General features: G+C 60.5%; 18 protein-coding genes. 13 read left to right on the plus strand and 5 right to left on the minus strand.

Going from position 1 to position 23,564, the window contains the following annotated elements; all coding sequences use genetic code 11:
* Positions 1-485: 485 nt before the first annotated feature.
* Positions 486-3,674: an efflux RND transporter permease subunit gene (locus HHL09_RS02460; RefSeq protein WP_169452908.1), complete on the plus strand. Its 3,189-nt coding sequence runs from the start codon at positions 486-488 to the stop codon at positions 3,672-3,674.
* A 335-nt stretch (positions 3,675-4,009) separates the two neighbouring features.
* Positions 4,010-5,605: an NAD(P)/FAD-dependent oxidoreductase gene (locus tag HHL09_RS02465; protein ID WP_169452909.1), complete on the plus strand. Its 1,596-nt coding sequence runs from the start codon at positions 4,010-4,012 to the stop codon at positions 5,603-5,605.
* A gap of 679 nt (positions 5,606-6,284) precedes the next feature.
* Here the strand turns inward: HHL09_RS02465 and HHL09_RS02470 are convergent.
* The gene (locus tag HHL09_RS02470) at positions 6,285-8,651 is read right to left on the minus strand and encodes an MMPL family transporter (protein ID WP_169452910.1); all 2,367 of its coding nucleotides are present in this window, start codon (positions 8,649-8,651) and stop codon (positions 6,285-6,287) included.
* Between the two features lie 120 nt (positions 8,652-8,771).
* On the opposite strand from HHL09_RS02470, the gene HHL09_RS02475 reads away from it, so the two are divergent.
* From HHL09_RS02475 to HHL09_RS02525, 11 genes are all read left to right on the plus strand, one after another.
* Positions 8,772-9,401 carry a LolA family protein gene (locus HHL09_RS02475; protein WP_169452911.1) on the plus strand — a complete coding sequence of 210 codons (630 nt, stop codon included), beginning with the start codon at positions 8,772-8,774 and terminating at the stop codon, positions 9,399-9,401.
* Positions 9,402-9,576: 175 nt separating this feature from the next.
* Entirely contained in the window at positions 9,577-10,638 is a 1,062-nt protein-coding gene (locus HHL09_RS02480) for a type IV pilus twitching motility protein PilT (protein ID WP_169452912.1), read from the plus strand.
* A gap of 17 nt (positions 10,639-10,655) precedes the next feature.
* On the plus strand, positions 10,656-11,756 hold the full coding sequence (locus tag HHL09_RS02485; RefSeq protein ID WP_169452913.1) for a type IV pilus twitching motility protein PilT: 1,101 nt from the start codon (positions 10,656-10,658) through the stop codon (positions 11,754-11,756).
* Positions 11,756-12,451, plus strand: coding sequence for a hypothetical protein (locus HHL09_RS02490; protein WP_169452914.1), 696 nt, complete (start codon positions 11,756-11,758; stop codon positions 12,449-12,451). The genes HHL09_RS02485 and HHL09_RS02490 overlap by 1 nt, the downstream gene beginning before the upstream one ends.
* 53 nt (positions 12,452-12,504) lie before the next feature.
* Positions 12,505-13,431 carry a sugar phosphate isomerase/epimerase family protein gene (locus tag HHL09_RS02495; protein WP_169452915.1) on the plus strand — a complete coding sequence of 309 codons (927 nt, stop codon included), beginning with the start codon at positions 12,505-12,507 and terminating at the stop codon, positions 13,429-13,431.
* An 88-nt stretch (positions 13,432-13,519) separates the two neighbouring features.
* Complete coding sequence (locus HHL09_RS02500; protein ID WP_169452916.1) at positions 13,520-14,362, plus strand: PEP-CTERM sorting domain-containing protein; 843 nt, start codon at positions 13,520-13,522, stop codon at positions 14,360-14,362.
* 77 nt (positions 14,363-14,439) lie between these two features.
* Complete coding sequence (locus HHL09_RS02505) at positions 14,440-15,603, plus strand: PQQ-dependent sugar dehydrogenase (RefSeq protein ID WP_169452917.1); 1,164 nt, start codon at positions 14,440-14,442, stop codon at positions 15,601-15,603.
* A gap of 299 nt (positions 15,604-15,902) precedes the next feature.
* Complete coding sequence (gene ilvB, locus HHL09_RS02510; RefSeq protein WP_169452918.1) at positions 15,903-17,630, plus strand: biosynthetic-type acetolactate synthase large subunit; 1,728 nt, start codon at positions 15,903-15,905, stop codon at positions 17,628-17,630.
* Positions 17,631-17,708: 78 nt separating this feature from the next.
* Complete coding sequence (locus HHL09_RS02515; protein WP_169452919.1) at positions 17,709-18,545, plus strand: hypothetical protein; 837 nt, start codon at positions 17,709-17,711, stop codon at positions 18,543-18,545.
* Complete coding sequence (gene ilvN / locus HHL09_RS02520) at positions 18,542-19,087, plus strand: acetolactate synthase small subunit (protein ID WP_169452920.1); 546 nt, start codon at positions 18,542-18,544, stop codon at positions 19,085-19,087. Before HHL09_RS02515 ends, ilvN begins: the two co-directional genes overlap by 4 nt.
* 544 nt (positions 19,088-19,631) lie before the next feature.
* Positions 19,632-20,327 carry a hypothetical protein gene (locus HHL09_RS02525; protein WP_169452921.1) on the plus strand — a complete coding sequence of 232 codons (696 nt, stop codon included), beginning with the start codon at positions 19,632-19,634 and terminating at the stop codon, positions 20,325-20,327.
* Between the two features lie 97 nt (positions 20,328-20,424).
* Here HHL09_RS02525 and HHL09_RS02530 read toward each other — a convergent pair whose 3' ends face one another.
* From HHL09_RS02530 to HHL09_RS02545, 4 genes are all read right to left on the minus strand, one after another.
* Entirely contained in the window at positions 20,425-20,832 is a 408-nt protein-coding gene (locus HHL09_RS02530) for a YkgJ family cysteine cluster protein (RefSeq protein ID WP_169452922.1), read from the minus strand.
* Position 20,833: 1 nt separating this feature from the next.
* Entirely contained in the window at positions 20,834-21,595 is a 762-nt protein-coding gene (locus HHL09_RS02535; RefSeq protein WP_240963722.1) for a peptidoglycan recognition protein family protein, read from the minus strand.
* A 99-nt stretch (positions 21,596-21,694) separates the two neighbouring features.
* Positions 21,695-22,315 carry a 3-keto-disaccharide hydrolase gene (locus HHL09_RS02540; RefSeq protein ID WP_240963723.1) on the minus strand — a complete coding sequence of 207 codons (621 nt, stop codon included), beginning with the start codon at positions 22,313-22,315 and terminating at the stop codon, positions 21,695-21,697.
* Between the two features lie 65 nt (positions 22,316-22,380).
* Entirely contained in the window at positions 22,381-23,490 is a 1,110-nt protein-coding gene (locus tag HHL09_RS02545) for a glycoside hydrolase family 43 protein (RefSeq protein ID WP_205760965.1), read from the minus strand.
* Positions 23,491-23,564 lie beyond the last annotated feature (74 nt).

Here is a 23,564-nt window from a genome sequence, read left to right on the forward strand (position 1 = left end):
TCTCATGAGAAACTCAAGATAACCCCGGGCACATCGCTTGGCAGCCCCCTCAACCCTGCCTGCCTCCCTTTAGCGAAGGCAAAGCCAGACGAAGAGGCTTGGCCCCACAAATCTGTTAGATCAACTGATCAGGGCCGGGATTGATGGCAACAGAAAGCGGGAGCGAAAGCCGGTCGATAGATAAGGGGGCACGAAGGGACATGTCTATCCTAGGATCCGTCCCCAAGGGCCGGAAGGATACACGAAATTTCGCCCGGGCCTCTTGAACCCCGCTTGAAGCCGCTACGCGGGCGCTGACCGGTTTTCCGTAAGAACCCCCGGAAACGGCCGCGCAAACCTTGCTGGCCAGTCTTTCAAAACAGGAGCCCTCCGGTCTTCGGAAATCCGGAATTTCCCGTGAGTCCCAACCTCTTAGCCGGACGGCAGAAATGCGGTCGAATCCCGCACTCGACGCCCCGCCTCCCCTTTCCTAAGACAGCCGTCCCATGATCCGCTGGTTCGCGATCAACTCCATCGCCTCGAATCTCCTGATGGGGATCATCATCGCCGTCGGCGCATGGTGCTATTTTGAAAAGGTCCAGCCGGAGGTGCAGCCCACGATGCACTTTGACCAGGTGCGGATCGACGTGAACTACCGCGGCGGCAGCCCGGAGGACGTGGAAAGTGCCGTCGTCATCCCGATCGAACGGGCGGTGGAAAACCTCCCCGGTATCGAGGAAATCGAGTCCCGCGCCAACGTCGGCCGCGGCAACGTGGTCCTGAAAACCACCAAGGGCACCAAGCCCGAGGATCTCCTGGAAGACGTGAAGCCGCTGATCGATGCGATCACGACCTTCCCTCAGGAAACCGAACCGCCCCGCTACGAAATCCCGGACAGCAGCAAGTGGTTCGACGTCATCAAGATCGCCGTCTATGGGAACATGGACGAAAAGGACCTGCTCCAGGCCGCCCGCCGCATCCGCGATGACCTGACCGGCCTTCCCGGCATTTCGCAAGCGTCCATCCAGGGAGCGTCCCCTTTCGAGCTCGCGATCGAGGCGGACATGCAGCGCCTCCGCGATTTCGGCCTCACCTTCTCCGATCTCACGAACGCAATCCGCCGCTCATCGCTCGACCTTCCTGCCGGCCAGGTTCAGACGGACGAGGGCGCGCTGGTCATCCGATCGAAGAACCAGGCCTACTCGCGGGAGGACTTCGAAAACATCGTCGTTCGCAATACCAATGGCGCCGAAGTAAAGCTCCGCGACGTCGCGAAAATCAGCGATGACTTCGAGGAGAACCGCAAGCTGATCCGCTTCAACCACAAGCCCGCACTCCTCGTCGAGGTCCTGCGCCTTCCCCACGAGGACGCCCTCGATATTGCGGACCGGGTGAAGGAATACGTGGAGAACGCGAAGGCCACCTTTCCTCAAGGAATCGAGCTCGGCGTCTGGGATGACAGCTCCATCGAGCTCCGTGGCCGCATCGGCAGCCTCCTCGAAAGCCTCCTGCAGGGCAGCGTTCTGGTCCTGATCATCCTCGGCCTTTTCCTCCGGCCGTCCATCGCCATCTGGGTCGTCCTCGGCATTCCCATCTCCTTCGCCGGCGCCTTCATCGTCATGGCGGCGATGGGCATGACATTGAATCCGATGAGCATCTTCGGCTTCATCATCGCGGTCGGCATCGTGGTGGATGATGCCATCGTGACCTCGGAGAACGTTTTCACGAAGCTGAAGGAAGGAAAGAGCGGCTTGGAAGCAGCCATCGAGGGCGCCAAGGAAGTCACCATCCCCGTCACTTTCGGCGCTATCACCATCAGCGTGGCCTTCCTGCCGCTGATGTTCTTCGATGGCTTCTACGGCACCTTCGCCCGCCAGATCCCGCCGGTGGTCATCGCCACCATCGTCTTCTCCCTCATCGAAACCAAGCTGGCGCTCCCCTGTCACCTGAAGAGCACCACGCTGAAGCCGCGCTTCTTCCTGACCTTCGACCGCTTCCAGACCGCAATCTCGAACGGCTTGGAGCTCTTCATTGATCGCTGCTACAAGCCGCTCATTTTGCTCGCGACGCGGAACCGTTACACCACCCTCGCCGTCTTCGCCGCGGTCGCGATGATCTGCGTTGCCGTGCTGAAGAGCGGTCGCCTCGGCTTCGTCACGATGCCATCGATCGACCGCAACCGCATCGTGGCTTCGCTGCAGATGCCTCGCGATACACCGATGCATGTGACCGACGACCGGGTGTCCCAAATCCTGGCAGCGGCAGAACTACTTCGCAAGGAGCTGATCGATCCAGGTAACGGCAAGCCGATCATCCAGGACATCCTCACCAGCACCGGCGGCTGGAGCGGCGGTGGCGGCGTCGATTCCCGCCAAGGCTTCGTCGTGATGGAGATCCTTGATCCCAACGAACGCAGCGAACCCGGTCCGGCGAACAAGGATATCTCCAAGCGCTGGGAAGAGCTCACCGGCGAGGTGAAGGATGCCCAGCAATTCTGGATTTCCGGCGACCGGGGCGGCGGCTTCGGCGGCGGTGACAACGAGCTCGAAGCCATCGAGGTCGAGCTTCGTGGCCCAGCCACCGAGGAGAAGGAAATCATCACCGATCAGATCACCGCGTTGATGGAGTCCTACCCGGGCATCCAGGATGCCTGGACGAATGACTCCCGGGCCCGCGACGAGCTTCACGTGACTATCCGCCCGGAAGGCCAGGCGCTCGGCCTGACCCAGCGCGATCTCGCGAACCAGGTCCGCGCCGCATTCTTCGGCGAGGAAGCCCAGCGCATCCAGCGTGGTCGTGATGACGTGCGCGTGATGGTCCGCCTGCCGCTTCAGCAACGCCAGTCCCTGCACACCCTGGAAGAGATGCGGGTGCTCACTCCGGATGGTGGTGCCGCACCGTTCCGCTCGGTCGCCGACGCCCGCTTTGAAAAAGCCCAGTCCGATATCCGTCGCCGCGATGGCGCACAGGTCGGCACGATCTCCGCAAAGCCGAACGACGAAACCGTGGACGTCGTCGCGATCGCCGATTCGCTGGAGACCCGGATCAACGCCCTCTTGCAAGGTCATCCCGAGCTGACGTGGCGCTTCAAGGGCTATATCAAGGAGCACCGTGAAACCGGTCTCCGCTTCTGGATTACAGGTGCGGCTCTTTTGGTCGCGCTCTACGTGCTGCTCGCCATTCCCTTCCGGTCGATCCTCCAGCCGCTTTTCGTGATGATCGCCATCCCCTACGCGGTGCTCGGCGCGCTCTTCGGCCACCTGATCATGGACATCACGCCGTCCTATCTCTCGATCTTCGGCCTGCTGGCTCTCGCGGGCGTGGCCATCAATGACTCGCTGGTGATGGTGGACTTCATCAATCAACGGCGGAAGGCCGGCATCGATCTATTCGATGCCGTGATCCAATCCGGCACGCGGCGCTTCCGCCCGATCTTCCTGACCTCCGCCACCACCTTCGTCGGTCTCATTCCCACCATCTTCGATAAGTCGCCCGAAGCGCAATTCCTGAACCCCATGGCCGTATCCATCGGTTTCGGCATGCTTTTCGGCACCTTCATCACCCTGATCCTCGTCCCTTCCGCTTATCTCGCGGTGGAAGACGGGGTCACCTGGTTCAAGAAAGCGGTGGATTGGTATAAGAAACCCTTCAGCAAAACGGACGAACCCGAGCTCCCTGAAGAAGCTCCTGTCTAGGCGCTCCTCTTCCGTTCTTGCTTACAGATCTCGCGCCCTTTCGCGGTGAACCGGACGCCCGAACCGTCCCTCAATCCCCGGCTCTCCGCTCCCACCCCGAAGCCAACTCACCAAAGGTTCCATCGCACTCTTTTCTCCCCGCCACCTTCCGGGTGTCCCTCTGCGACATCCTGATCCCCAATCACAAATCCAATCCCATCCATCCAATTCATCCCGCTCCCATCCTCTATCATCCGCCAAATTGCGCCATCTACCTCGCTCCATCATTTTGACAAGTTGCCGAGCCGTTCCAATGACGCTAGGCTCGCGGCGCTTCGCAAAGAGGCTCCTCTTCCATGGTCGCTCACGCCCCTGAAACCTCCACGCCTTCAATCGACTGCGATGTCGTGGTTTTCGGCGGCGCCTTCTCCGGATCCGCTCTCGCCCTGCTACTGAAACGGGCGCGCCCGGAGACTCGCGTGCTGATCGTCGAGAAATCGGAAGCCTTCGACCGCAAGGTCGGCGAATCCACCTCCGAGGTGGCCGGCTGTTTCATCACCCGCGTCCTCGGCCTCACCCACTATCTTTCCTGCGAGCACTTCCAGAAGCACGGCCTCCGCATGTGGTTCACCACTCCGGACAACGATTGCCCGAACAGTTGCTCGGAGATTGGCCCCAACTCGCAGGCTCGCTTTCCCACCTATCAGCTCGATCGCGCAAAGCTGGACGAGCACATGCTGGAACTCGCCGTGAAGGAGGGATGCGAACTCCTGCGCCCGGCCTCGATCAAATCCTTCGAGCTGAACGGCGCCGGGAAGAACATCGTCGTCCTCAAGCACCAAGGCGAAACCCGCACGATCCGAGCCGGCTGGGTGGCGGATTGCTCGGGTAAGGCGACGCTCATCGCCCGTCAGCGCGGCACTTGGCGCAAGCTCGAAGATCACCCCGTGCACTCGATGTGGGTGCGCTTCAGCAATGTCCGCACGCTCGATTGCCATGAGGCCCGCGTGATGGCTCCTTGCCTGAAGGACGGCCCGAGCGTCGGCCGCGCCAGCGCGACCAATCATCTGATGGGGCGTGGCTGGTGGTCATGGATCATCCCGCTTTCGAATGGCGATTTCTCCGCCGGGGTCACTTGGGACGAACGTCTCTTCACTCCGCCCAGCGAAGGCTCCATCGGTGCCCGCGTGAAGGAACATCTCGTCCGCCACCCCATCGGCAAGCTGATGTTCGAGGACGCCGTGGCGGTCGAGAATGACGCCCGCATCTACAAGCACCTCCCCTACTACTCCACCGAGGTCTGCGGGGATGGCTGGATCATGGCGGGAGATGCCGCGGGCTTCATGGATCCCCTGTATTCGCAGGGCCTCGATTACTGCGGCCACGGCACCTACTGCGCCCATAAGATCATCCTGAAGGGGCTGCGCGGCGAGTGCACCAAGATGGCATTGGCACATCACAATGAGATTTTCCCGCAGTCCTACTTCCGTTGGTTCCACGGCCTCTACCGGAACAAATACCAGTATCTCGGCGATGCCGACCTGATGCATGCGGCCTTCCTCATGGACATCGCCGCCTACTTCATCGGTCCGGTCCGCGCTGTCTATGCCGATGCCGACAAGGAATACTCCACCATGCCCTACAACGGCGTCGGCGGCGCGATCTTCGCCCGCTTCATGCGCTTCTACAACCGGCGCCTTGAGACCATCGCCCGCAAGCGCCTCACCGCGGAGACCTACGGCAAGAATAACCTCAAGCATCGCCATCTGGTCCGCGTTCCCTTCGAGCCGAATTTGAAGGCTGTGCGCCACCTCTTCGGCGGCATGAAAATCTGGCTGAAGCTTGAGGCGGAAACCATGTTCACCAAAGCCGCCGCCGAACTTCCCGACCCGACCATGGCGAAGGAAAAGGAGAAGGAAAAGGTCGCACCGCGGATGGCAGAGGTTTCTTAGGAAGCCTCTCTGGCGCGCTCTTGCAGATCCCGGAGGAATGCGCTAATCCTAGGCTTGGAATGGCCCAAGCCGAAGAACTACCGAGGATTGGACATCGGGGCATCGCTCTCGCGCTAGCGATGTACTTCTTCGGCATGGTGTCACTGGGTCTCTTCCAGCACTTTCTCCACTCAGCTACTCTGGTCTGGGTGCTTGTGCTCGTCGCAAGCGGCATTCTTCTACGACGACAATTCTGGACCGGTCCCGGCGAAGCATAGGCAATCCTTTGCGTGGCCCTTGCCCTGTGGCTCGTGTTTTTCATCGGGGAGATAGAATTCTTTGCCACGCACTACCTTCCGTTCTATTGGCTGCCCTTCGCCTTCGGCCTCCTTATTGGCGGAATCAGAATCAAACGGACGGCATAACCCGCATAACGGGTTGCCTCCTTCCACCGGCCTCGCCCAAACACGGGATCTGACAGGCATCAAGAAGGGCGCACTCTGGCAGTAGAAAGCTCAACGCCACCGGTGCTATTCTGCGCGGCATGTCGGTAAGACTGATCCTACCTTTCGCCCCTCGGAAATCCCGCCTCCAGACAGGCTGGCCAAAGGAGGCGTGGGATATCACTTCCCCAAAATCCCCACCTGTTATTTTTCCAATTTTAACAGGCATAACAGGCGGGCTCACATGGCAGCCAAGCTCACATTTTCGGTGACCTCGCATGCCATCCCGGCAACAGGAAGATCGATACGGCCATACTGAAAAGGATCCCGATCACCGCCACCTGACCGAGGCTCACCAGCGCATCGCTCGAAGAAAAGATCAGCGATCCGAAGCCGATGACGTTCGAGGCTCCACAGAAAAGCAGCGCCTTCCCCGTCCCGTTCCAGAGCTCCTTGAAGCACATCCCGGTCCGCTTGAGCGTCAGCGTGACGTGGATCGCGTAATCGATGCCGGTGCCTAACAAGAGCGGTGTCGCCATCAGGTTCACGAAGTTCCACTTCAACCCGAAGAGCCGCATGATCGCAAGCATCCCCAGGATGCTCACCAGCATCGTCAGAAGGGCATAGCCCACATCTCGGAAGCGACGGAAGATCACCGCCATCATCCCGAGCAGGAGCAGTCCCATCGGCAGCAGCATCTTGACCATGTCGTCCTTCACCAACCCCGAGATCGCGGGTTTGAAGAGACTCCAGCCGCTCAACCAGATCCCGTTTCCATTGAGTTCACGCAGGCGCGGATATCCCTCCGACATCGGCTCGACTTCCGGCTTCGGAATCACCGTTCCGATCACCAGGCCACCGCCCTTTTCGTCGCGATGCAGGAACAGCTGCATCACCTCCCGCGCTGCGGGGGACTCCGGGAAGAAGGCCCCCTGCCCTTGTTTGCCCAGAATCTCGAGAACCATTTTCCCAAGCCCCGTCCCCTCCTCGGAGAAGCCGATGTCATCCGCCTCGGCAAGCAGACGCGGCGCTTGCTTCGCGATCTCCTGCAAGATGGGCCGGTTCAGCTCCTGCCGCGCAGGATCCGGCCACCAACCACCCGGAAAGGTCGCTTCTTCGAGCACGCCTTCCTGCTTCGCCCTATCAAGTCGCTGCTCCGCTTCCGAAAGCCGGGACAGCATCGTCACATCATCCTCCGCCTCCACCACGATCCGCAGCAGGCGCGAATCACGGTCCGGGAATTTCTCCTGCATCCGCTCGAAGGAGCCCATCGCCAGGCTGTTCCGCGGCCGCATGATCTTCGAGTCAAACTCCACCCCGGGCATCCCCATGATCACCACCACGGCCAAGGAAGCTGCCACCAGAACCCCGGTGAAAATCCACGATTTCTTCCGTCGCGGCAGCCACTTCGCCTCGTCTTCCGCCGGGGCGCGGTTCACCCCGAACTTCACCACCCAAGGCAGGTAGAACGCGATCATCAGCAGGCCCGCCGCGACCAATCCATACGCCACGATGCTGCCGAGCTGCGCCATCCCCGGCAGGCCGCCGAGATTCAGCGCGAGGAACACCACCGCAGTGGTCGCCGCCCCGCAGAGCACCGGCTTGCCACTCGCATGCAGCAGCACCTTTTTGTTATGCCCCGCGACCTTCGCTTCCTGGCAAATCACCAGCCCGTAATCCGTCGCCAGGCCGATCAGGATTTCCGCGGAACTCAGCGCCATGATACTAAGCTCACCGTAGATCCAGCCCGCCACGCCCAAGGCCACTGCGAAGACCAGGCACAGCGTCACGATCAACCCGCCCAGCAGCATCAGCCGCCGCTGCATCCACCAAAAGAGCAAGCCGATCAAGGTGAGCGTGAGCCCGATCGAGCCGCTGAGATCCTTCTCCATCGCCATGCCGATCTCCGAGGAGAAGACCGGCTCACCCGTCAGCCCCACCTTGAAGCCCTTGCCCTGCTCGGTCTGTTCCCACTTCGCGATCGAGGCCCGGATCTTGCCGATCCATTCTTCCGCCTGGCGATAACCATGGACCTCCGCCGGAGCATCGATAAAGACGAGGTGCGATGTGCCATCCGCACTCTCAAATGCCCCGCCGCCACCGCCGGAGGCAGACAGCAGATCCGCCACCGCAGGGTGATCGAGGAAGCCAAAGGGATCGTGCGCCTGCATCGCCAGATCCTGACCGCTGAGCGAGGTCGCCAGATTCTCCACGATCTCTTCCATCGCAGCCCGGGAATTCGCCTCCGACAGCCTATCCGCGAGCGCCTTCGCCTGTTCCGGATCGCCATTGAGCCAGAGATAGGAAAGCAACTCGGCCAGCCCCTGCGGCTCCGCCGTCCAACGCGGCTGCCAGCGGGCTTCCTTTACCACGCCATCCGCCTGAAGGGCCTCCGCGAGCGACTTTGCCGCGACGGAAGGCGATTCCTCCCCCGTTCCCTCCACCAGCAAGATCGCCTCGTCCTCCCGGGCAAAGGCGCGGTGATGCGCCTTCAGCCCCTTCACCTCCGGCAAATCGCCGGGCAACATCGAGAGAATATCCGTGTCGAACTTCAACCGCGTCAGCCCGAGTGCCGCCACGGCTACCGCCGCCAGCAACATCAGATGGAGCCACCATTTCCGCATGCGGGAGGGAAGACGGATTTCCGGGACCCGGAAAGGCAAACGTCGCTCATCCGCCCCCGAACACGGGGTGCCGCAGGATTCACGGTTGAAACCTCGGCCATCCCGCTTTCCACTCTAGCCATGCGACCCCTGCTAGTCCTGCTTTCCCTGATCTCGCTGGCCCATGCCGAGCTCGACTCCAAGCCGCTGGAAACCTGGATCAACAAGCAGAAGGACTTGCAGAGCCTCGACGCCCGGTTCGTGCAGGAGCGGAAGCTCCCCTCGCTGAAAAAGCCGGTCGCTACCCCGGGCCGCATGCGGATGCAGCGCCCCGGCAAGCTCTGCTGGGAACTCGGCGAGCCGGTCAAAACCATGGCGGTCTCAGACGGCCAGACCATGACCCTGCTCGATGTGTCGAAAAAACGCGGGAAGCGCATCGACGCCGAGTCCACCGAGGCCCGCCAGTTCACCCTGCTTTCGGACAACGCGTTTCGCGACCTCGCCGGCTTCCAGCAGACCTTCGAGCTGATCGAGTCCCGCGTCACCGATGGCAGCTATCAGCTTACCGTAAAGCCAAAGGACAAGACCCTGCGCCGCCAGGTGCCGTGGATGTATCTGGAGATCGACACCAAGGACTACCAGCTTCGCTCCCTCGAGCTGGAGCTGGAAGACAAGTCCCGCATTCGCACCGTCTTCAGCAATGCCAAGATCAATGCGAAGATCGACCCGGCGATCTTCACTCCTGACACCTCCGGCTACCGGATGCTCTGAGCCGGCTCCCGGTTACTGCCCGGGGGATTCATCTGTCATCCAGCGACATTTTCCCGGGCCAGCGGTTTTAAGGGTCAAGCACAGCTCCAACCATGCAGGCTCCACCGGGAATTCATCGTAAGTTCACATCTTACGCCTTTTCCTTACCCGAGGGGGTCCTGTTAGCCTTCCCACCGTGAACCCCGAGATCCGATCCTTGATCCAGAACGCCTTCGTCGGAGGCGCCAGTGATGTTTTCCTGATGGAGGGCGAAAAGCCCAGGGTTCGGAGTGACGGGGATGTGATCACCGCTTTCGGGGCCACGATTTCACGCGAAGACGTGGCCGACATCTGGCGGACCTGCGGGGCAAACCCGGATACCGAAAATGACGGTGACTCCAGCCTCCAGGTGGAGGGCGCAGGCCGCTTGCGCGCGAACCTCTACCGCACCCTCGGTCGTTTGGCCGTAGCCCTGCGCCCGATCAAAAAGGATATCCCTACCTTTGAGCAACTCGGCCTGCCAGGTGCCATGCTCACTTCTTGGATGGAGCGGCGTTCCGGCCTGATCGTGGTCTGCGGTCCCACCGGCTCCGGAAAATCCACCACCATTGCGGCCTGCCTGCAGTGGGTAAACCGGAACCAGCCCCGCCACATCGTCACGATCGAGGACCCCATCGAATACCTTTTCGAGAACGACCGCGCCCTCTTCTCCCAGCGCGAGGTCCGGCGGGATACCGAGAATTTCAGCGTGGCCCTGCGCGCCGCGCTCCGTCAAAACCCCGACATTATTCTCTTCGGTGAAATCCGGGATGCGGAGACAGCCTACGCTGCCCTGCGCGCCGCGGAAACCGGCCACCTTGTGATTTCCACGCTGCACGGATCCGGCGTGGCTGGCGTGCCCACGGCCATGGAGCGCCTGAACCGTATCCTCAGTGACACCAGCACCGCCGGTGCTGCGAGCCTTCTGGCACACCAGCTCATTGGTGCTATCGCCCAACAGCTACTACCACGCATCGATGGGGGCGTGGTGGCCGTGCTCGAGTATTTCCAGAACGAGGGTGCCACCCGCAAGTGGATCGAGGAAAACCGCTACGACGAGTTGAAGGATCACCTCAACAAGACCGAGGACTCGAAGGGCTGCTCCTTCCTGCGCTATCTGGTCGCCGCCACCAATCAAGGTATCCTCGATCCCGCCACGGCGCGTTCTGCCACGGACCGGCCGCTCGATTTTGATCGTGCGATGCGCGGTATTTCATAACTCTATCCCCAGTCATCGTGAGTCAGGTACGCGAAATCACCGATTATCTCCGGCAGACCGTCCAACTGGGCGGCTCCGATCTCCATCTTTCCACTTGGGCACCGCCCGCCGCACGCGTGGGCGGCAACCTGGTACCACTCGAGGACTTCCTTCTCGATCCGGATACTACCCGGCGCCTGATCCACGATACGCTTTCGGAAGCCCAACGCGCCTCCCTTGAGCAAAATTGGGAGCTGGACTACGCCTTGCAACTGGAAGGCGTAGGACGTTTCCGCGGCAATGTCCACGTCGCCCGCGGTTGCCATGAGGCGGCCTTCCGCCACATCCCCCAGGAAATCCCGGAGTTGGGCACCTTGGGGCACCATCCGGTCGTCGATGAAATCTGCCAGCTCCGTCGTGGTCTGGTGCTCGTCACCGGAATCACGGGGTCGGGCAAATCCACCACCCTCGCGGCGATGATCAAGCGTATCTCGGAGAACCGCTCCGGCGTGATCGTCACCATCGAAGATCCCATCGAGTTTGTCTTCTCCCACGCGAGCTGCCTTATCAAGCAGCGCGAAGTGGGTGCCGACACACGGGGTTTCCCCGTGGCCCTGCGCCAGTCGCTGCGCCAGGACCCGGACGTGATCGTGGTGTCGGAGTTGCGTGACTTGGAAACGATCCGCATCGCCCTCACCGCAGCGGAAACCGGCCACCTCGTGCTTGCCACCCTTCACACCGTCGATGCCCCGCAGTCCATCGACCGTCTGGTGGACGTCTTCCCGCCAGAGCAGCAATCACAGATCGTGACCCAGCTTGCGGGCGTGATCGAAGCCGTGGTCTCCCAGCGTCTCATTCAGCGCGCCGATGGACAAGGCCGCGTGCTTGCCTCCGAGGTAATGCGGGCATCCCACGGCATCCGCGCCTGTATCCGCGAACGGAAACTTGAACAGCTGGTCGGCCTAATGGAGATCGGCTTCAAGGATGGTTCGCGCACGATCGACCAGACCATCGCGGCGCTTCTCAACAGCGGCTACATCACTCGCGAGGAAGCCCTCTTCCACTGCCGTGAGAAGCGGAACTTCCCCGAGCCTGAAGCGTCGAACGAGCCGAAGAAACCCAAATCAATCTGGACCTGATGGACCAGCGTACCGCCACAACCCTTCGGCTGACGATCTGGGGGATTATCCTCTTCTTCGCCTTTATCTACGGCTCGAAGCACTACAAGAAATTCGCCCGCAAGGAAAAGCTGGTGGAGGAAATGCGTACCATCATCTCCGATGCCACCTTCTATCGCAATCTGGATGCCAAGAGCGCCCATGCGACTTTCCTGAAAGCCATCGGGATGATCGATGAGGCGAACACTCTCGGCATGGCTCCGACCGTTTACTTCGATCAGGTCTTCAAGCACGACGACGATCTCAAGACCCAGCTCGGCCGGGAATATGAGGATCTCCCTGCGCGCGAGCGGCTGGCCCGCGAAACCTTGATGCGTGGCTATCAGCATGCCCTCCAGTTCTCGATGCTCGATGAACCGGAGAAGCGCGCCCTGCTGGCGAAGGGCGAACTGCCGGAAGGAGATCCGAAGGCGACGATCGCGAATGTCATTGATCCCACGGTTTCGCCCGGCATGGAGAAGATCGTTCCCAATCTGGAACTACGCCCGGTCAAGGCCGCTGGAGCCCCGCCGACCGATCTGGACGTTGCCGCAGCCAAGTCGCTGGCTTCCGAACTCTCCGCCGCAAACGTGATCGAATATGAGGCGGAGAAGCGGATCGTGGATCACTACCTGAAGAACGCCGCAGGCAAGAAAGCCAAGGAAGAGGCGGAATAAGTCCCCGACACCTTCGGCTTTCCACTCCTGCCACTACCGGCCATCCTCGCGGCGTGCTCGCTTTCTCTACCTGTTGGAACAACTCCCGTCATCACGACGGTGAGGCGATGATCGACGAAATCCTGGAACTGGGATTCTCGAACATCGAACTCTCGCATGGAATGACCATCGCGAAGCTGCCGGGTATCAAGAAAGCTTTCGCCGCGGGCAAGTTCACCTGTTCCGGCGTACACAACTACTTCCCCTCTCCGGTGGAAGTGATGATCGATGCGCCGGATGCCTACGAATACACCTCGCATCGCCCCTTTGACCGACAGCGGGCGATGGAGATGACCCTGAAGACCCTCGAACTCGCAGCGGAGTTCAAGGCGATCTACGTGGTGCTCCACATGGGCTCTGTCCCCCTGAATACCCGCAAGTGGACCAAACGCCTCACCTCCATCGTCGCGGAGAACGGTCGCAACGGTCCGGAATACGCCGCGGAGAAGATCGCCTTCGTGAAAAAGCGCGAGAAAATCGCGCCGCTTTACTACCAGCGCGCCATCGACGCCTTGGGCACTCTCGCGGAGAAAGCTGCGGAATACGGCGTGAAACTCGCCGTCGAATCCCGCTCCCGTTACGAGGACATGCCCTCGGAGCGCGAGATGGTGAAGCTTCAGGAACACTTCGCCGACAACCCTTGGGTCGGCTACTGGCATGACTTCGGCCACGTGCAGTTAAAACACAACATCGGCCTGCTCGATCATGTCGAGTGGTTGCGCCGCATCTCCCCCCATCTGATTGGCGGGCACGTTCACGATGTCCAGTGGCCACAGCGCGACCACCGCACGCCCTTCACCGGCACACTCCAATACAAGGAACTGCTCCCGTTTTTCCCCGAATCATGCCCCTTGATCTGGGAACTCAGCCCGACCCGTAAAACCCAGGAAATCCGGGAGGCACTGGCGGTCTGGAAACATTCTTTTCCCGAGAGATCCTGATTCTAGGGGTTATTTCGGGTTAGTTGACTTTTTCGGATTGCGAATTTCGTCGGGAAGCCTTTCATAAGGGCGATTTCCCCTCGATCTCATGCATATCCCGCCACGTTTCGCCTGCGTGGTCGCGATTCTCCTAAACGCGGCCCCCGCCTCCGGCCAGACCTACGATCTGGTCTTCAACAATCCCGTCCAACAACTGAATGCAACCCATTCACAGTTGGGCGACTACTATACCGGCACCAGCTTTAGCTTCCTCAATGTTGCTCCCGGCTCGGGACAGCAGGTGGACATGAGGCTCACGGTGACGGATATCACCTCACCTCGCTATGGGTATAATGGAGCAGTACCCGACTATAGCGGCACTCCCGGCGTCCCGGGTGGAGACATCGGGCTGCTTTATGCCTATCAAGGCGGGGTAGGCCCAACCGGCAATTACGGTGCCGGCAGCGTCACTTACAATCTGGAGTTCTTCCAAGGCGGCAGCAATTTTACCGACCCCTTCACGATCCCGGACTTCAGGATCATGATCTACGAGGTCGATGGAGAACCAACGCAGGATGAAGCCGTGGTCGTTTTCGCTGACGATGGACTGGTGAGCTACCAGCTCCCCACATCGTCGCAAGTCTCGGTAACCGACCAGGGTGATGGCTACTTCCTCTTCAATGCGCCGGGCACGGATTACCCTTTCACGGATCCTCGCGCGTCTTTTCTCCTCCGCTACCAGAATACCAATTCGATCAGCTTTCAGGTCGTGGCTAATACCCACAATACGACTCAACCGAACAACGGCATCTTCATCGCCCTCGACGGCGATTTGAGCACCATCAATCCGGGAACCCTGAATCCCGCCGTCTATGTGGTGCCGGAGCCCTCCTCGGCCGGTCTCGCTATGCTAGCTGCCGCGGGCGCATTATTCCGGCGCCGGCGGTCCTGAAAAGACGATCCATGAAGGAGGCGCGACGACGCGTTGTCGGGTTGCGCTCGCGCGGCACCGCGCTAGCCTCCCCGGTCATGCGCAAAGTGCTCCTGTCTGCCGCCCTTCTTTCGGTCCTCGCCACGGCTCACGCGAAGCCTGGCGCGGTTGTTGTCGCCTCCGGATTCGAGCGTCCCGTTTGGGTAGGAGCCCCGGCCAGCGACAAGGATCACCTCTGGGTGATGGAGCAGGCGGGCAAGGTCTGGATCGTGGACCTGAAGACCGGCGAAAAGCAGCCGGAACCCTTCCTGGACATCGTCCCCCAGGTGCGCCGCAAGGGCAACGAGGAAGGCCTGCTTGGCTTGGCCTTCGCCAAGGACTTCGGCAAGACCGGCCGCTTCTACGTGAATTACGTGGACCAGCAGCAGAACACACGGATTTCCCGCTTCACCGCCAAAGGCCCGGAATTCAAGACAACCGACGCGTCGAGCCAAGAGGTCCTGCTTTCCTTCAAGCAGGATTTCGAGAATCACAATGGCGGCTGGGTCGAATTCGGCCCGGATGGCATGCTCTACGTGGGCACCGGGGACGGCGGCTCGGGCAACGACCCGAAGCAACGCGCTCAAGCGCTCGACACTTATTTGGGCAAGTTCCTCCGCTTGGATGTTTCGCCAGAGACGGGATACTCGGTTCCGAAAGACAATCCCTTCGTTGGCAAAGAAGGCATCAAGCCCGAGATCTGGGCCTACGGACTCCGCAATCCGTGGCGTTGCTCCTTCGACCGCGAAACCGGTGATTTCTGGATCGGCGATGTCGGCCAGAACAACTGGGAGGAGATCGACTACCTGCCGAAGGGCAAGGGCGCGGGCGCAAACTTCGGCTGGCGCTTGCGCGAGGCCGACAAGGAAACTCCGGCTGGCGGCGTCGGTGGCGATGCTCCGAAAGGTGCCATCGAGCCGGTTTACGTCTATCAGCACGGCGGAGGGAGCAAGGAAGGCCTCTCCGTCACCGGTGGCTACGTCTACCGCGGCCCGGTGAAAGATCTCGAAGGCCGCTACATCTTCGGCGACTACAACAACCGCCGTGTCTGGTCCTTCATTCCGGGCAAGAACGGCAAGCCGACCAAGTTCGAGGACCACACCAAGGATTTCGAGCCGGAAGGCGGTCGCGTGGGGATGATTTCTTCCTTCGGTGAAGACGCCGCGGGGAATCTCTACATCGTCGATCACGCCGGCCCGATCCTGAAGATCGTGGACAAGTGATGCGCGACGCCTGACTCCGGGAAGCCACTACCCCACCCCACAAGTTCTGAAAGCTCCCCTCACGGGAGCTTTCTGCTTTTCCGGGCGTGCCGACAGCGAGTCGCTCAAGCAACGACCTTGTCACCCAAAGAGCCGTTTTCACTCAGAACCCAACGACCATTTGCGCAACTTGGACCGAAATCTCCGATTTTCAGCGCATCGATTCCGAATTTTTCCCACATTTAGGCAAAAATCGCGCATTTTCGCATTGCCCATCCGAAGAAACCGCCCTACTTCTCCCGCCGAACCCCAATTTTGCCATGAGCAAGGATCAACTCGACGGCGCGCAAGCCCTCATCAAGACACTCGACGACTTGGGAATCGAGTACATTTTCGGCTACTCCGGTGGAGCAGCGATTCCCATCTTTGACGCCCTTGAAACGGTCAAGACCAAGATGAAGTTTATCTTGGTCCGCCACGAACAGGGTGCGGTCCACATGGCCGATGGTTATGCCCGTGCGACCGGCAAGCCTGCCGCGGTGCTGGTTACTTCCGGTCCCGGTGCCGGCAACACGGTGACCGGTCTGATGACGGCGATGATGGACTCCGTGCCCATGATCGTGCTCTCCGGCCAGACCGTGACCTGGATGCTCGGCAAGGACGCTTTCCAAGAGGCCGACATCTTCGGCATCACCATCCCGGTGGTGAAGCACAACTATCTGGTGAAGGACCCCAACTCCCTTCCCCGCATCGCTCGCGAAGCTTATCACATCGCCACCACCGGCCGCCCCGGCCCCGTGTTGATCGACATTCCGAAGAACGTTTCGGGAGCTCCTTTCAGCGGCGAGATGAACCCGCCTTTCAACCTGCCGGGCTATGACCCGAGCGGCGATTTCAGCATCGATTCGAACGCCGTGAAGGACGCCGCCGCTCTGATCGCCAAGGCCAAGCGCCCGGTGATCCTGGCCGGCCAAGGTGCGATGATCGCCCGCGCCGACAAGGAGCTGCGCTACCTCGCCGAAACGCTGAATGCCCCGGTGACGAACACCCTTCTGGGCAAGGGAGTCTTCCCGGAAACGCATCCGCTTTCGCTGGGCATGCTGGGCATGCACGGCACCGCCTACGCGAACAAGGCGATGATCGAGTGCGACCTGCTGATCAATATCGGCTCCCGCTTCGACGACCGCATCATCGGCAATCCCGCCAAGTTCTGTAAGGACGCGAAGATCATCCACATCGACATCGATCCGGCGGAAGCCAACAAGATGATCCAGCCGGATGTGATGATCACCGGCGATGCCAAGGCCGCACTGACCGAGATCAACGAGAAGATCGGTCCGCTCGAAACCGGCGAATGGCTCGCCAAGCTCGACGGCTACAAGAAGAAGTTCCCGCTCAACTACAAGAAGCAGGGCGGCCTGCGGATGCAGCAGGTGATCGACGAGCTCTACGAACTCACCGAAGGCAAGGCGATCGTCTCCACCGACGTGGGCCAGCACCAGATGTGGGCCGCGCAGTTCTACAAGAACAGCGAGTCCTTCCACTGGCTCTCCTCCGGTGGTGCCGGCACCATGGGTTTCGGCTTCCCTGCCGCCATCGGCGCCCAGCTCGCCCACCCGAAGAAGACCGTGATCTCCATCTCCGGAGACGGCGGCTTCCAGATGACCCTCTTCGAATTGGCGACCGCGCAAATCCACAAGCTGCCGATCAAGATTGTGGTGCTGAACAACCACTACCTTGGCATGGTCCGCCAGTGGCAGGAGCTCTTCTTCGAAAACCGTGAAAGCGGCGTGGATCTCATCGGCAACCCCGACTTCTGCAAGCTCGCCGCCGCCTACGGCATCCCGAGTGTCTTCATCAAGCGCCCGGCCGATGTCACCAAGCAACTCGAGAAGGCGCTCGCCTACAATGACGGCCCGATCCTGATCCATGCCGAGTGCGTGAAGACCGACAACGTCTTCCCGATGATCCCGGCCGGCGCGGCCCTCGAGGACATGATCACCGAGGCTCCGAAGACCAAGATGGAGAAGCCCGTGGGTTCCACGTGATGCTCGACTTCTGATCTGATTGATCCGGGCGAAGGGTTCGCCTTCGCCCGGATCCTTCACTCTTCTTCATCCGCCGCCATGATCATCTGGAAAGGATTCGGCATCCTGATCATTCCCCTTTTCGGGATTGCCATGATTTTGGGAATTGTGGCCGGCACCGCGCTCAAGATTCCCGGCGGCTTCGTGCTCGGGATCGTGCTGGCCACCCTGCTGAACCACGTGGTCTGGCTGCGCCTCTCGCCAAAGCCCGTGCATGCCGACAGTCCGCCGCCGCGGAAGCACAGCCTCTTCTTCATCCCGGCGAAGGCGTGGACCTGGATCTTCGCGCTCCTGATCCTGCCGGTCTGCGGGTTGGAATACCTGGCTATCCAAGGAGAGAAGGACCTCGCCGCCACGCCCGGCTACGCCGAATTCCAAGAAGCCAATCGCAAGATCTTCTCTTCGAAATCCGGCAACTACCATGGCAACAACGACAAGGCCACCGAAGCGGCCAGGGGTTACTCCATGATCATGCAGGTGACCTGCGAGGCCATCTTCACTGGCGGCAGCGAGAAGCCCTTTCTCACCAAGGGCGAATTCCTCACCTACTGCCATCTGGGCAAGGACACCGTCCTCTACCTCTGCCACGTGCCGGACCTCCGCAAGTATGCGGACGACAAGACCAAGGAGGCACTCGTCAGCACGGCTTGGACCCTCGCCCGCTTGAGTGCGGCCGACCTCGGCATCGGGGAGGACCCGAAGGTCGTCGTCGGCCTGCGCGGTGCCGTCGATTACGGCTTCATCCTCCACGGCCAAGCCTCCACCGAGACCCCGCTCCGCAGTACCACTTTCCGACGCCCCGACATCTTCTTCCGCATCTTTGCAGAAACCACTTCCGGGACCACTCCCGATTCGCCAACCGCAACTTCACCATGACCCAAACCATCGTGACAACCGAGACTCCTAATCCTGTCGCGCCCGCACGTCGCGGTGCCATGCACACCCTCTCCATCCTCGTAACCAACGAGCCGGGAGTCCTCATGCGCATCTGCCAGGTCTTTTCCCGCCGCGGATTCAACATCGACTCGCTCGTCGTTTCCGAAGGCCGGAACCCGAACTTCTCGCGGATGACCATCGGCATCAGCGGCGATCCCCAGGGTCTCGACCAGATCATCAAGCAGGTCTCCAAGCTGATCGACGTGATCCATTGCTTCGAGCACACCTCGGACGACTCGGTGACCAAGGAGATGATCCTCATCAAGATCAAGTGCTCTCCGGAAGACCGCTCGCAGGCGCTGCAGATCACCGAGCACTTCGACGGCAAGACCGTGGACCTCACACCGACTTCGATGATCGTCATGATCACCGGTGACAGCCCGAAGGTCGATGCCGCCGTGGCGATGTTCTCCCAATTCGAGATCATCGAGACCGTGCGCACCGGCAAGGTCGTGATGGCCCGCGGCGAACAGGCCACCTGATCGCCCCGCCCACTTCCCTCTTCTGAAACGCGGTCTTCTGCCTTCCGGCGGAGGGCCGCTTTCTCTTTGGAGCCCGACCGGCCCTTTGGGAAACGCCGGACTGAGGGCTGTCGAGGATGCCGGGAACCTCTCCGTGTGCCCTGCTACGCCTGTTAAAAATAGGAAATTTAACAGGCGAGGCGCAGCCAGAATGGCATGGCTCGGCAGTTGGAGTGCGTTGCTCCGAATGGGGTTCACAGGGGAGATTTGTTAAGACTTCGGCTGACACGGATAAGGGGAATGTTGCTGCCCAGTTTCCCCGATCTTGGAGATGCTTTCTACTGTCACCAAGAGGCTTTCCTCAACGCCGTCCCGTGCTCCCCGGCATGAATAGTCATTTCTCTGATGCACACGGCTCATGCTTTCAATCGCCACGTGTCACCATTTTGACAAACTCCGCATTTTTGCTTCCCGGGTATGGGGAGGGTATGATTTGGAAGCAGTGACTTTCCGGATCTTAGAACATGTTAGACCGGTTAGCAGATAACACACCCACCCCTTACACATGAAAATTGCCCTTAGCCTGTTAGGTGCACTCGGCACCGTCCTCGCAGGTTCCAGCCAAGCGGCCACCATCGCCGGCTGGAATTTTGATAGCAGCCCTCCCACTGGATTCGGTTCTTCCTCGCCTGTAGTCACTGCTGATACCGGTTCTGGTAGTTTCACCGGGTTCCACGCCTCCAATTCCACGAGCTGGGCCATCAATGTCGGGAACGCATCACCGAATGCGTATAGCGTCGACAATTGGTCGGTAGGGGACTACCTACAGTTTTCGACATCTACCGCTGGCTATGAGGATATCACGATCGGCTTTGACAAACTGAGCCATCCGAATGGCGCGCGTGACTTCCAGCTTTCCTACAGCACGGACGGAAGCAATTTCACCAACTTCGGCTCCGTTTATACCGTCGATGCCGCCTCGCCTAGCCAATCGTGGTGGGATGGGGTCACGCACGAACCCAACACCAGCTATGCTTTTGATCTGAGCGGGATCACTGCGCTCGACAATGCAACGACGGTCTATTTCCGCCTGAGCTTGACGAGCACGGTTAATGCGAATGGCGGAGCAGGTGGACCTCTTTTAACCTCGAGCACCCGGATCGACAACGTATCGATCAGCGGCACCGCCGTGGTGCCCGAGCCAAGCGTGAGCCTGCTCGGCGCGCTCGGCATGTTGGGACTGCTGCGCCGCCGCCGCTAGGAGCAGTCCACAACCTTGATTCCTTCTTCGGAAGCTTCCGGCCACCCTCGGCCGGGAGCTTCTCTTCTTGGTGCAACCATCGTGCCGGCCTATCTTTTCAAACCCTCCCTTGAGCGCGCGCCTCTTCCATGGGAATCGGCTTCGCTTCGCAGACCTCTTGCCAGCCAGGAAAATTCCATTTGTTCGGAAAACCGCGACACTGCTCCGGCTTTACCGGATGAATCCTGCAGCCCCCCTCTTCCAACATGATGCACTCATGGTTCTCCTTCTCGATCAGGGAGAGACCATTGCGATTCGTCCTCAGGCGGGTATAGCGCTCGATGAACTCCTGCTCACCCATCCCGAGGAAGGACGCGATCGGAGCAAGTTCGTCTTCCTCCAGACGCACGTCGCCGGGCCACTTGCAGCAGGCGGTGCAGCGTTGGCAGACGTAAAAATGATCCGGATCCAGCAAGGTCAGCCGGTTTCCCGGGCTGCCGTGCGAGGGCTCCCGGGAAGGCGGCATCTCAGCGCGAGGCATAGGTGTGCTGGTAGGCCCGCTTGTAATGGTAGTCAACCCGGCCGAGGAACCAGCGCCACTTCGCGCCGGGCCTGCCGTTATCCAAGAGGAAGTGGGGACAATTCTTGTTCGGCGGATTTTTCCCGCGGCGCGGCCAATGGTAGTGCGGTACCACCCGGCTCAGCGGGATGCCATTGTCGTGCATCAGCTTGGCCGTGAGCTTTGCGGTCCGCTCGATGGTCGCGGAGCGATTGCTGCCGCGGTGTTCACACATTTCGATGCCGATCGAGGAGCGATTACCCGGACCGTCGAAGTCGGCGTGCTCGCCCTGTTCGTTGGTCGGCATGTGCTGGATCGCCACCTTGTCATCCACCGTGAAGTGCCAGATCAGATAACCGATCCGGTTGCCCCCCTTGCGCTTCGGGGAGCGGAGCGCGCCGCGCTTGAGGGCCAAGGAATGCCGCCAGGCATCGGCAGAGTAGTTCTGCGTGGAATGGATGGTGATGTAGCGGGGCTGCATCGGGCGCACCACCTTCCGGCCATGCGTGCCTTTCGGCACCATGTCCACCTTCAGATTGATCTCGCGGGCGAGTCCTCCCCCGGAGGTCGGGGCGCTCACCGAGTGACCGGATGAGGAAGGAGAGCCGTCCGGATTGATCCCCCACATGCCCACCACTTCATCCCGCTGTCCGGGCAGGGGATCCACTTGCGCGCAGTGGAAGCATACCGCCGACAAGGACAGCATCGCCACCACGAAAGGAAACTTCATGGCAAGAGGAGTAACATGCCCGACAATTCACGGGAAGCCCGAAGAATCAGGGATTCCTAACGATACCACCTAAGGCGTAATTTTGCACGCTCGACACGATCAGGGGCTATCGGGCAGAGCCTCGATCTCCATCTTCCGGAATGCGATCACGGCTTTGCAATCCCCATGAATCTGCAGGCCGATGAAGCCCTCCAAGGGAATCGCCGCATCCTTCTCGGTGTATTCTGAAGTCTTCACGCCATTGATGAAGAGCTGGAACCGGGATCCCTCCGCCCGGATCTCGTAGCGGTTCCATTCACCCGGCTTCTCAGTCGAGGCGACGAGCTTCCTGTCCGCCACCCCGAGGAACTGCGGCTTGCGGAGCTCGTTGTTCAAGCAGCCACTGTAGCCGCCGCCGATGTCCGCCTGATAGCCGCGCATCTCGTGCGCCGGATTCTCAACCCGCTGGCTGTGAAATTGTACGCCGCCATTCACAAAGCCCTCCGTCCCCACCAGCTTGTACTCCAAGCGGAGGATGAAGTTCTTCCATGGCTTCTTGGTGACCAGGAATTCGTTGCGGGCATTGCCCTCCATCGATCCGCCGGTGATCGCCCCATCCTCCACCCGCCAGACCTTGGTATTCCCCTCCCAGCCCTCCAGGTCCTTGCCATTGAAAAGTGGGACGGGTGCGGCAGAAGCAGCCGTGGACGCGAGAGCAAGGAGAAGGAGGCGGCGGATCATAAGCATTGGGATACGCTCATGGGCCAAATTGCCTTTCCGCCGAACAGTCCCCCTTTCCGGGGACACTACTCCGGCTTCCAACCATCCTTCCACTGCAGCACCGGCTTATCGCCCTGGAATCCGATCGGCAGCCAGACGTAGCGGGAATCGGGCAGATCATCCTTGTTCCAGCGGTCTGCCAGGAAAACGAATCCCTCCTTGTAAGGCAGGACATAGGTTCCCTGAGATTGGAAGGTGGTTTCAGCCTTTTCGCCCTGGCAAGGATTGCCGAGTTCCCTCCATGGCCCCCAGATGGAATCTGCCACTGCCGAGCGAGCGGCATTGGGAGCCCAAGCGGTGCAACCGGAAGCGATGATGTAGTATTTTCCTTCCCGCTTGAAGACCGCCGGTGCTTCCATCATCCGGCCCGGGAATACACGGGCATACTTACCGGTCAGCCCAAGATAGTCGTCCGTCAATTCGGAGATGTGCATCGTCGCATTGTCCTCGGAGGCGGTGAAAAGGTAGCCCTTGCCATCTTCATCGACGAAGACGGTCAGGTCGCGGGCCATCTGTCCGGCGTCATGATCGCGGACCAAGGGGGCCTTCGGGTCCTTCTTATCTTCCTCCTTCGCATTCGCCGGCCACTTGCCTGCATTCGGCCGGAAGCTGCCAAGGTAGGTGAAGGGACCTTCCGGTTTGTCCGATACGGCCACGCCGCACTTCGCCGCAGCGTAGTCCATGCTATCCGCGTGGAACCACAGGACGAACTTCTTCGTCGCCGCGTTGTAGATCACCTTCGGCCGCTCCAGAACCATCCCGATGTGAAGATCGTGCTTCGGATCATCCGTCACAGCGGGCAGGACATTGCCGAGATTCTTCCATTCCAGCAGATCCTTGGACGCATAACAGGAGACGCCGGTCACATCGACGCGGGTGCCGCCCCAGGACTTGTTGCAATCCGGCAGGTAGGTCTTCCCCTGCTTGATCTCGCCATACCAGTAGTAGGTGCCTTCGTGCGCGAGCACGCCGCCGCCGTGGGCGTTGACCGGCTTGCCCTCGCTATCGGGCCAAACTTCACCGGAGCGGATTTCCTTCATTTCCTCCTTGGCGAAACCGCTGGCAGTAAAGCCCAGCACCGCGGCGACGAACAGACCGGAACAAAGGGAGAGGCGGGAAGCGGAGAGTTTTTTCATGGAAATGGCTTTGATTCATTCCCGCCCCTCACCCGCAGCCGGTCAAGCACGCGAAAGGTCCCCCGAATGTGTGA

It is taken from the genome of Luteolibacter luteus (assembly GCF_012913485.1).
Taxonomy (GTDB): Bacteria; Verrucomicrobiota; Verrucomicrobiia; order Verrucomicrobiales; family Akkermansiaceae; genus Haloferula; species Haloferula lutea.

What these genes read in the sequence shown, in the direction of transcription:
- HHL09_RS02525 (WP_169452921.1), top strand. Translation starts at nt 19,632, where the DNA reads ATGAAAATTGCCCTTAGCCTGTTAGGTGCACTCGGCACCGTCCTCGCA.
- HHL09_RS02465 (WP_169452909.1), top strand. Translation starts at nt 4,010, where the DNA reads ATGGTCGCTCACGCCCCTGAAACCTCCACGCCTTCAATCGACTGCGAT.
- ilvN (WP_169452920.1), top strand. Translation starts at nt 18,542, where the DNA reads ATGACCCAAACCATCGTGACAACCGAGACTCCTAATCCTGTCGCGCCC.
- HHL09_RS02490 (WP_169452914.1), top strand. Translation starts at nt 11,756, where the DNA reads ATGGACCAGCGTACCGCCACAACCCTTCGGCTGACGATCTGGGGGATT.
- HHL09_RS02470 (WP_169452910.1), bottom strand. Translation starts at nt 8,651, where the DNA reads ATGCGGAAATGGTGGCTCCATCTGATGTTGCTGGCGGCGGTAGCCGTG.
- HHL09_RS02530 (WP_169452922.1), bottom strand. Translation starts at nt 20,832, where the DNA reads ATGCCGCCTTCCCGGGAGCCCTCGCACGGCAGCCCGGGAAACCGGCTG.
- HHL09_RS02505 (WP_169452917.1), top strand. Translation starts at nt 14,440, where the DNA reads ATGCGCAAAGTGCTCCTGTCTGCCGCCCTTCTTTCGGTCCTCGCCACG.
- HHL09_RS02500 (WP_169452916.1), top strand. Translation starts at nt 13,520, where the DNA reads ATGCATATCCCGCCACGTTTCGCCTGCGTGGTCGCGATTCTCCTAAAC.
- HHL09_RS02535 (WP_240963722.1), bottom strand. Translation starts at nt 21,595, where the DNA reads ATGAAGTTTCCTTTCGTGGTGGCGATGCTGTCCTTGTCGGCGGTATGC.
- HHL09_RS02515 (WP_169452919.1), top strand. Translation starts at nt 17,709, where the DNA reads ATGATCATCTGGAAAGGATTCGGCATCCTGATCATTCCCCTTTTCGGG.
- HHL09_RS02475 (WP_169452911.1), top strand. Translation starts at nt 8,772, where the DNA reads ATGCGACCCCTGCTAGTCCTGCTTTCCCTGATCTCGCTGGCCCATGCC.
- HHL09_RS02545 (WP_205760965.1), bottom strand. Translation starts at nt 23,490, where the DNA reads ATGAAAAAACTCTCCGCTTCCCGCCTCTCCCTTTGTTCCGGTCTGTTC.
- HHL09_RS02460 (WP_169452908.1), top strand. Translation starts at nt 486, where the DNA reads ATGATCCGCTGGTTCGCGATCAACTCCATCGCCTCGAATCTCCTGATG.
- HHL09_RS02540 (WP_240963723.1), bottom strand. Translation starts at nt 22,315, where the DNA reads ATGATCCGCCGCCTCCTTCTCCTTGCTCTCGCGTCCACGGCTGCTTCT.
- ilvB (WP_169452918.1), top strand. Translation starts at nt 15,903, where the DNA reads ATGAGCAAGGATCAACTCGACGGCGCGCAAGCCCTCATCAAGACACTC.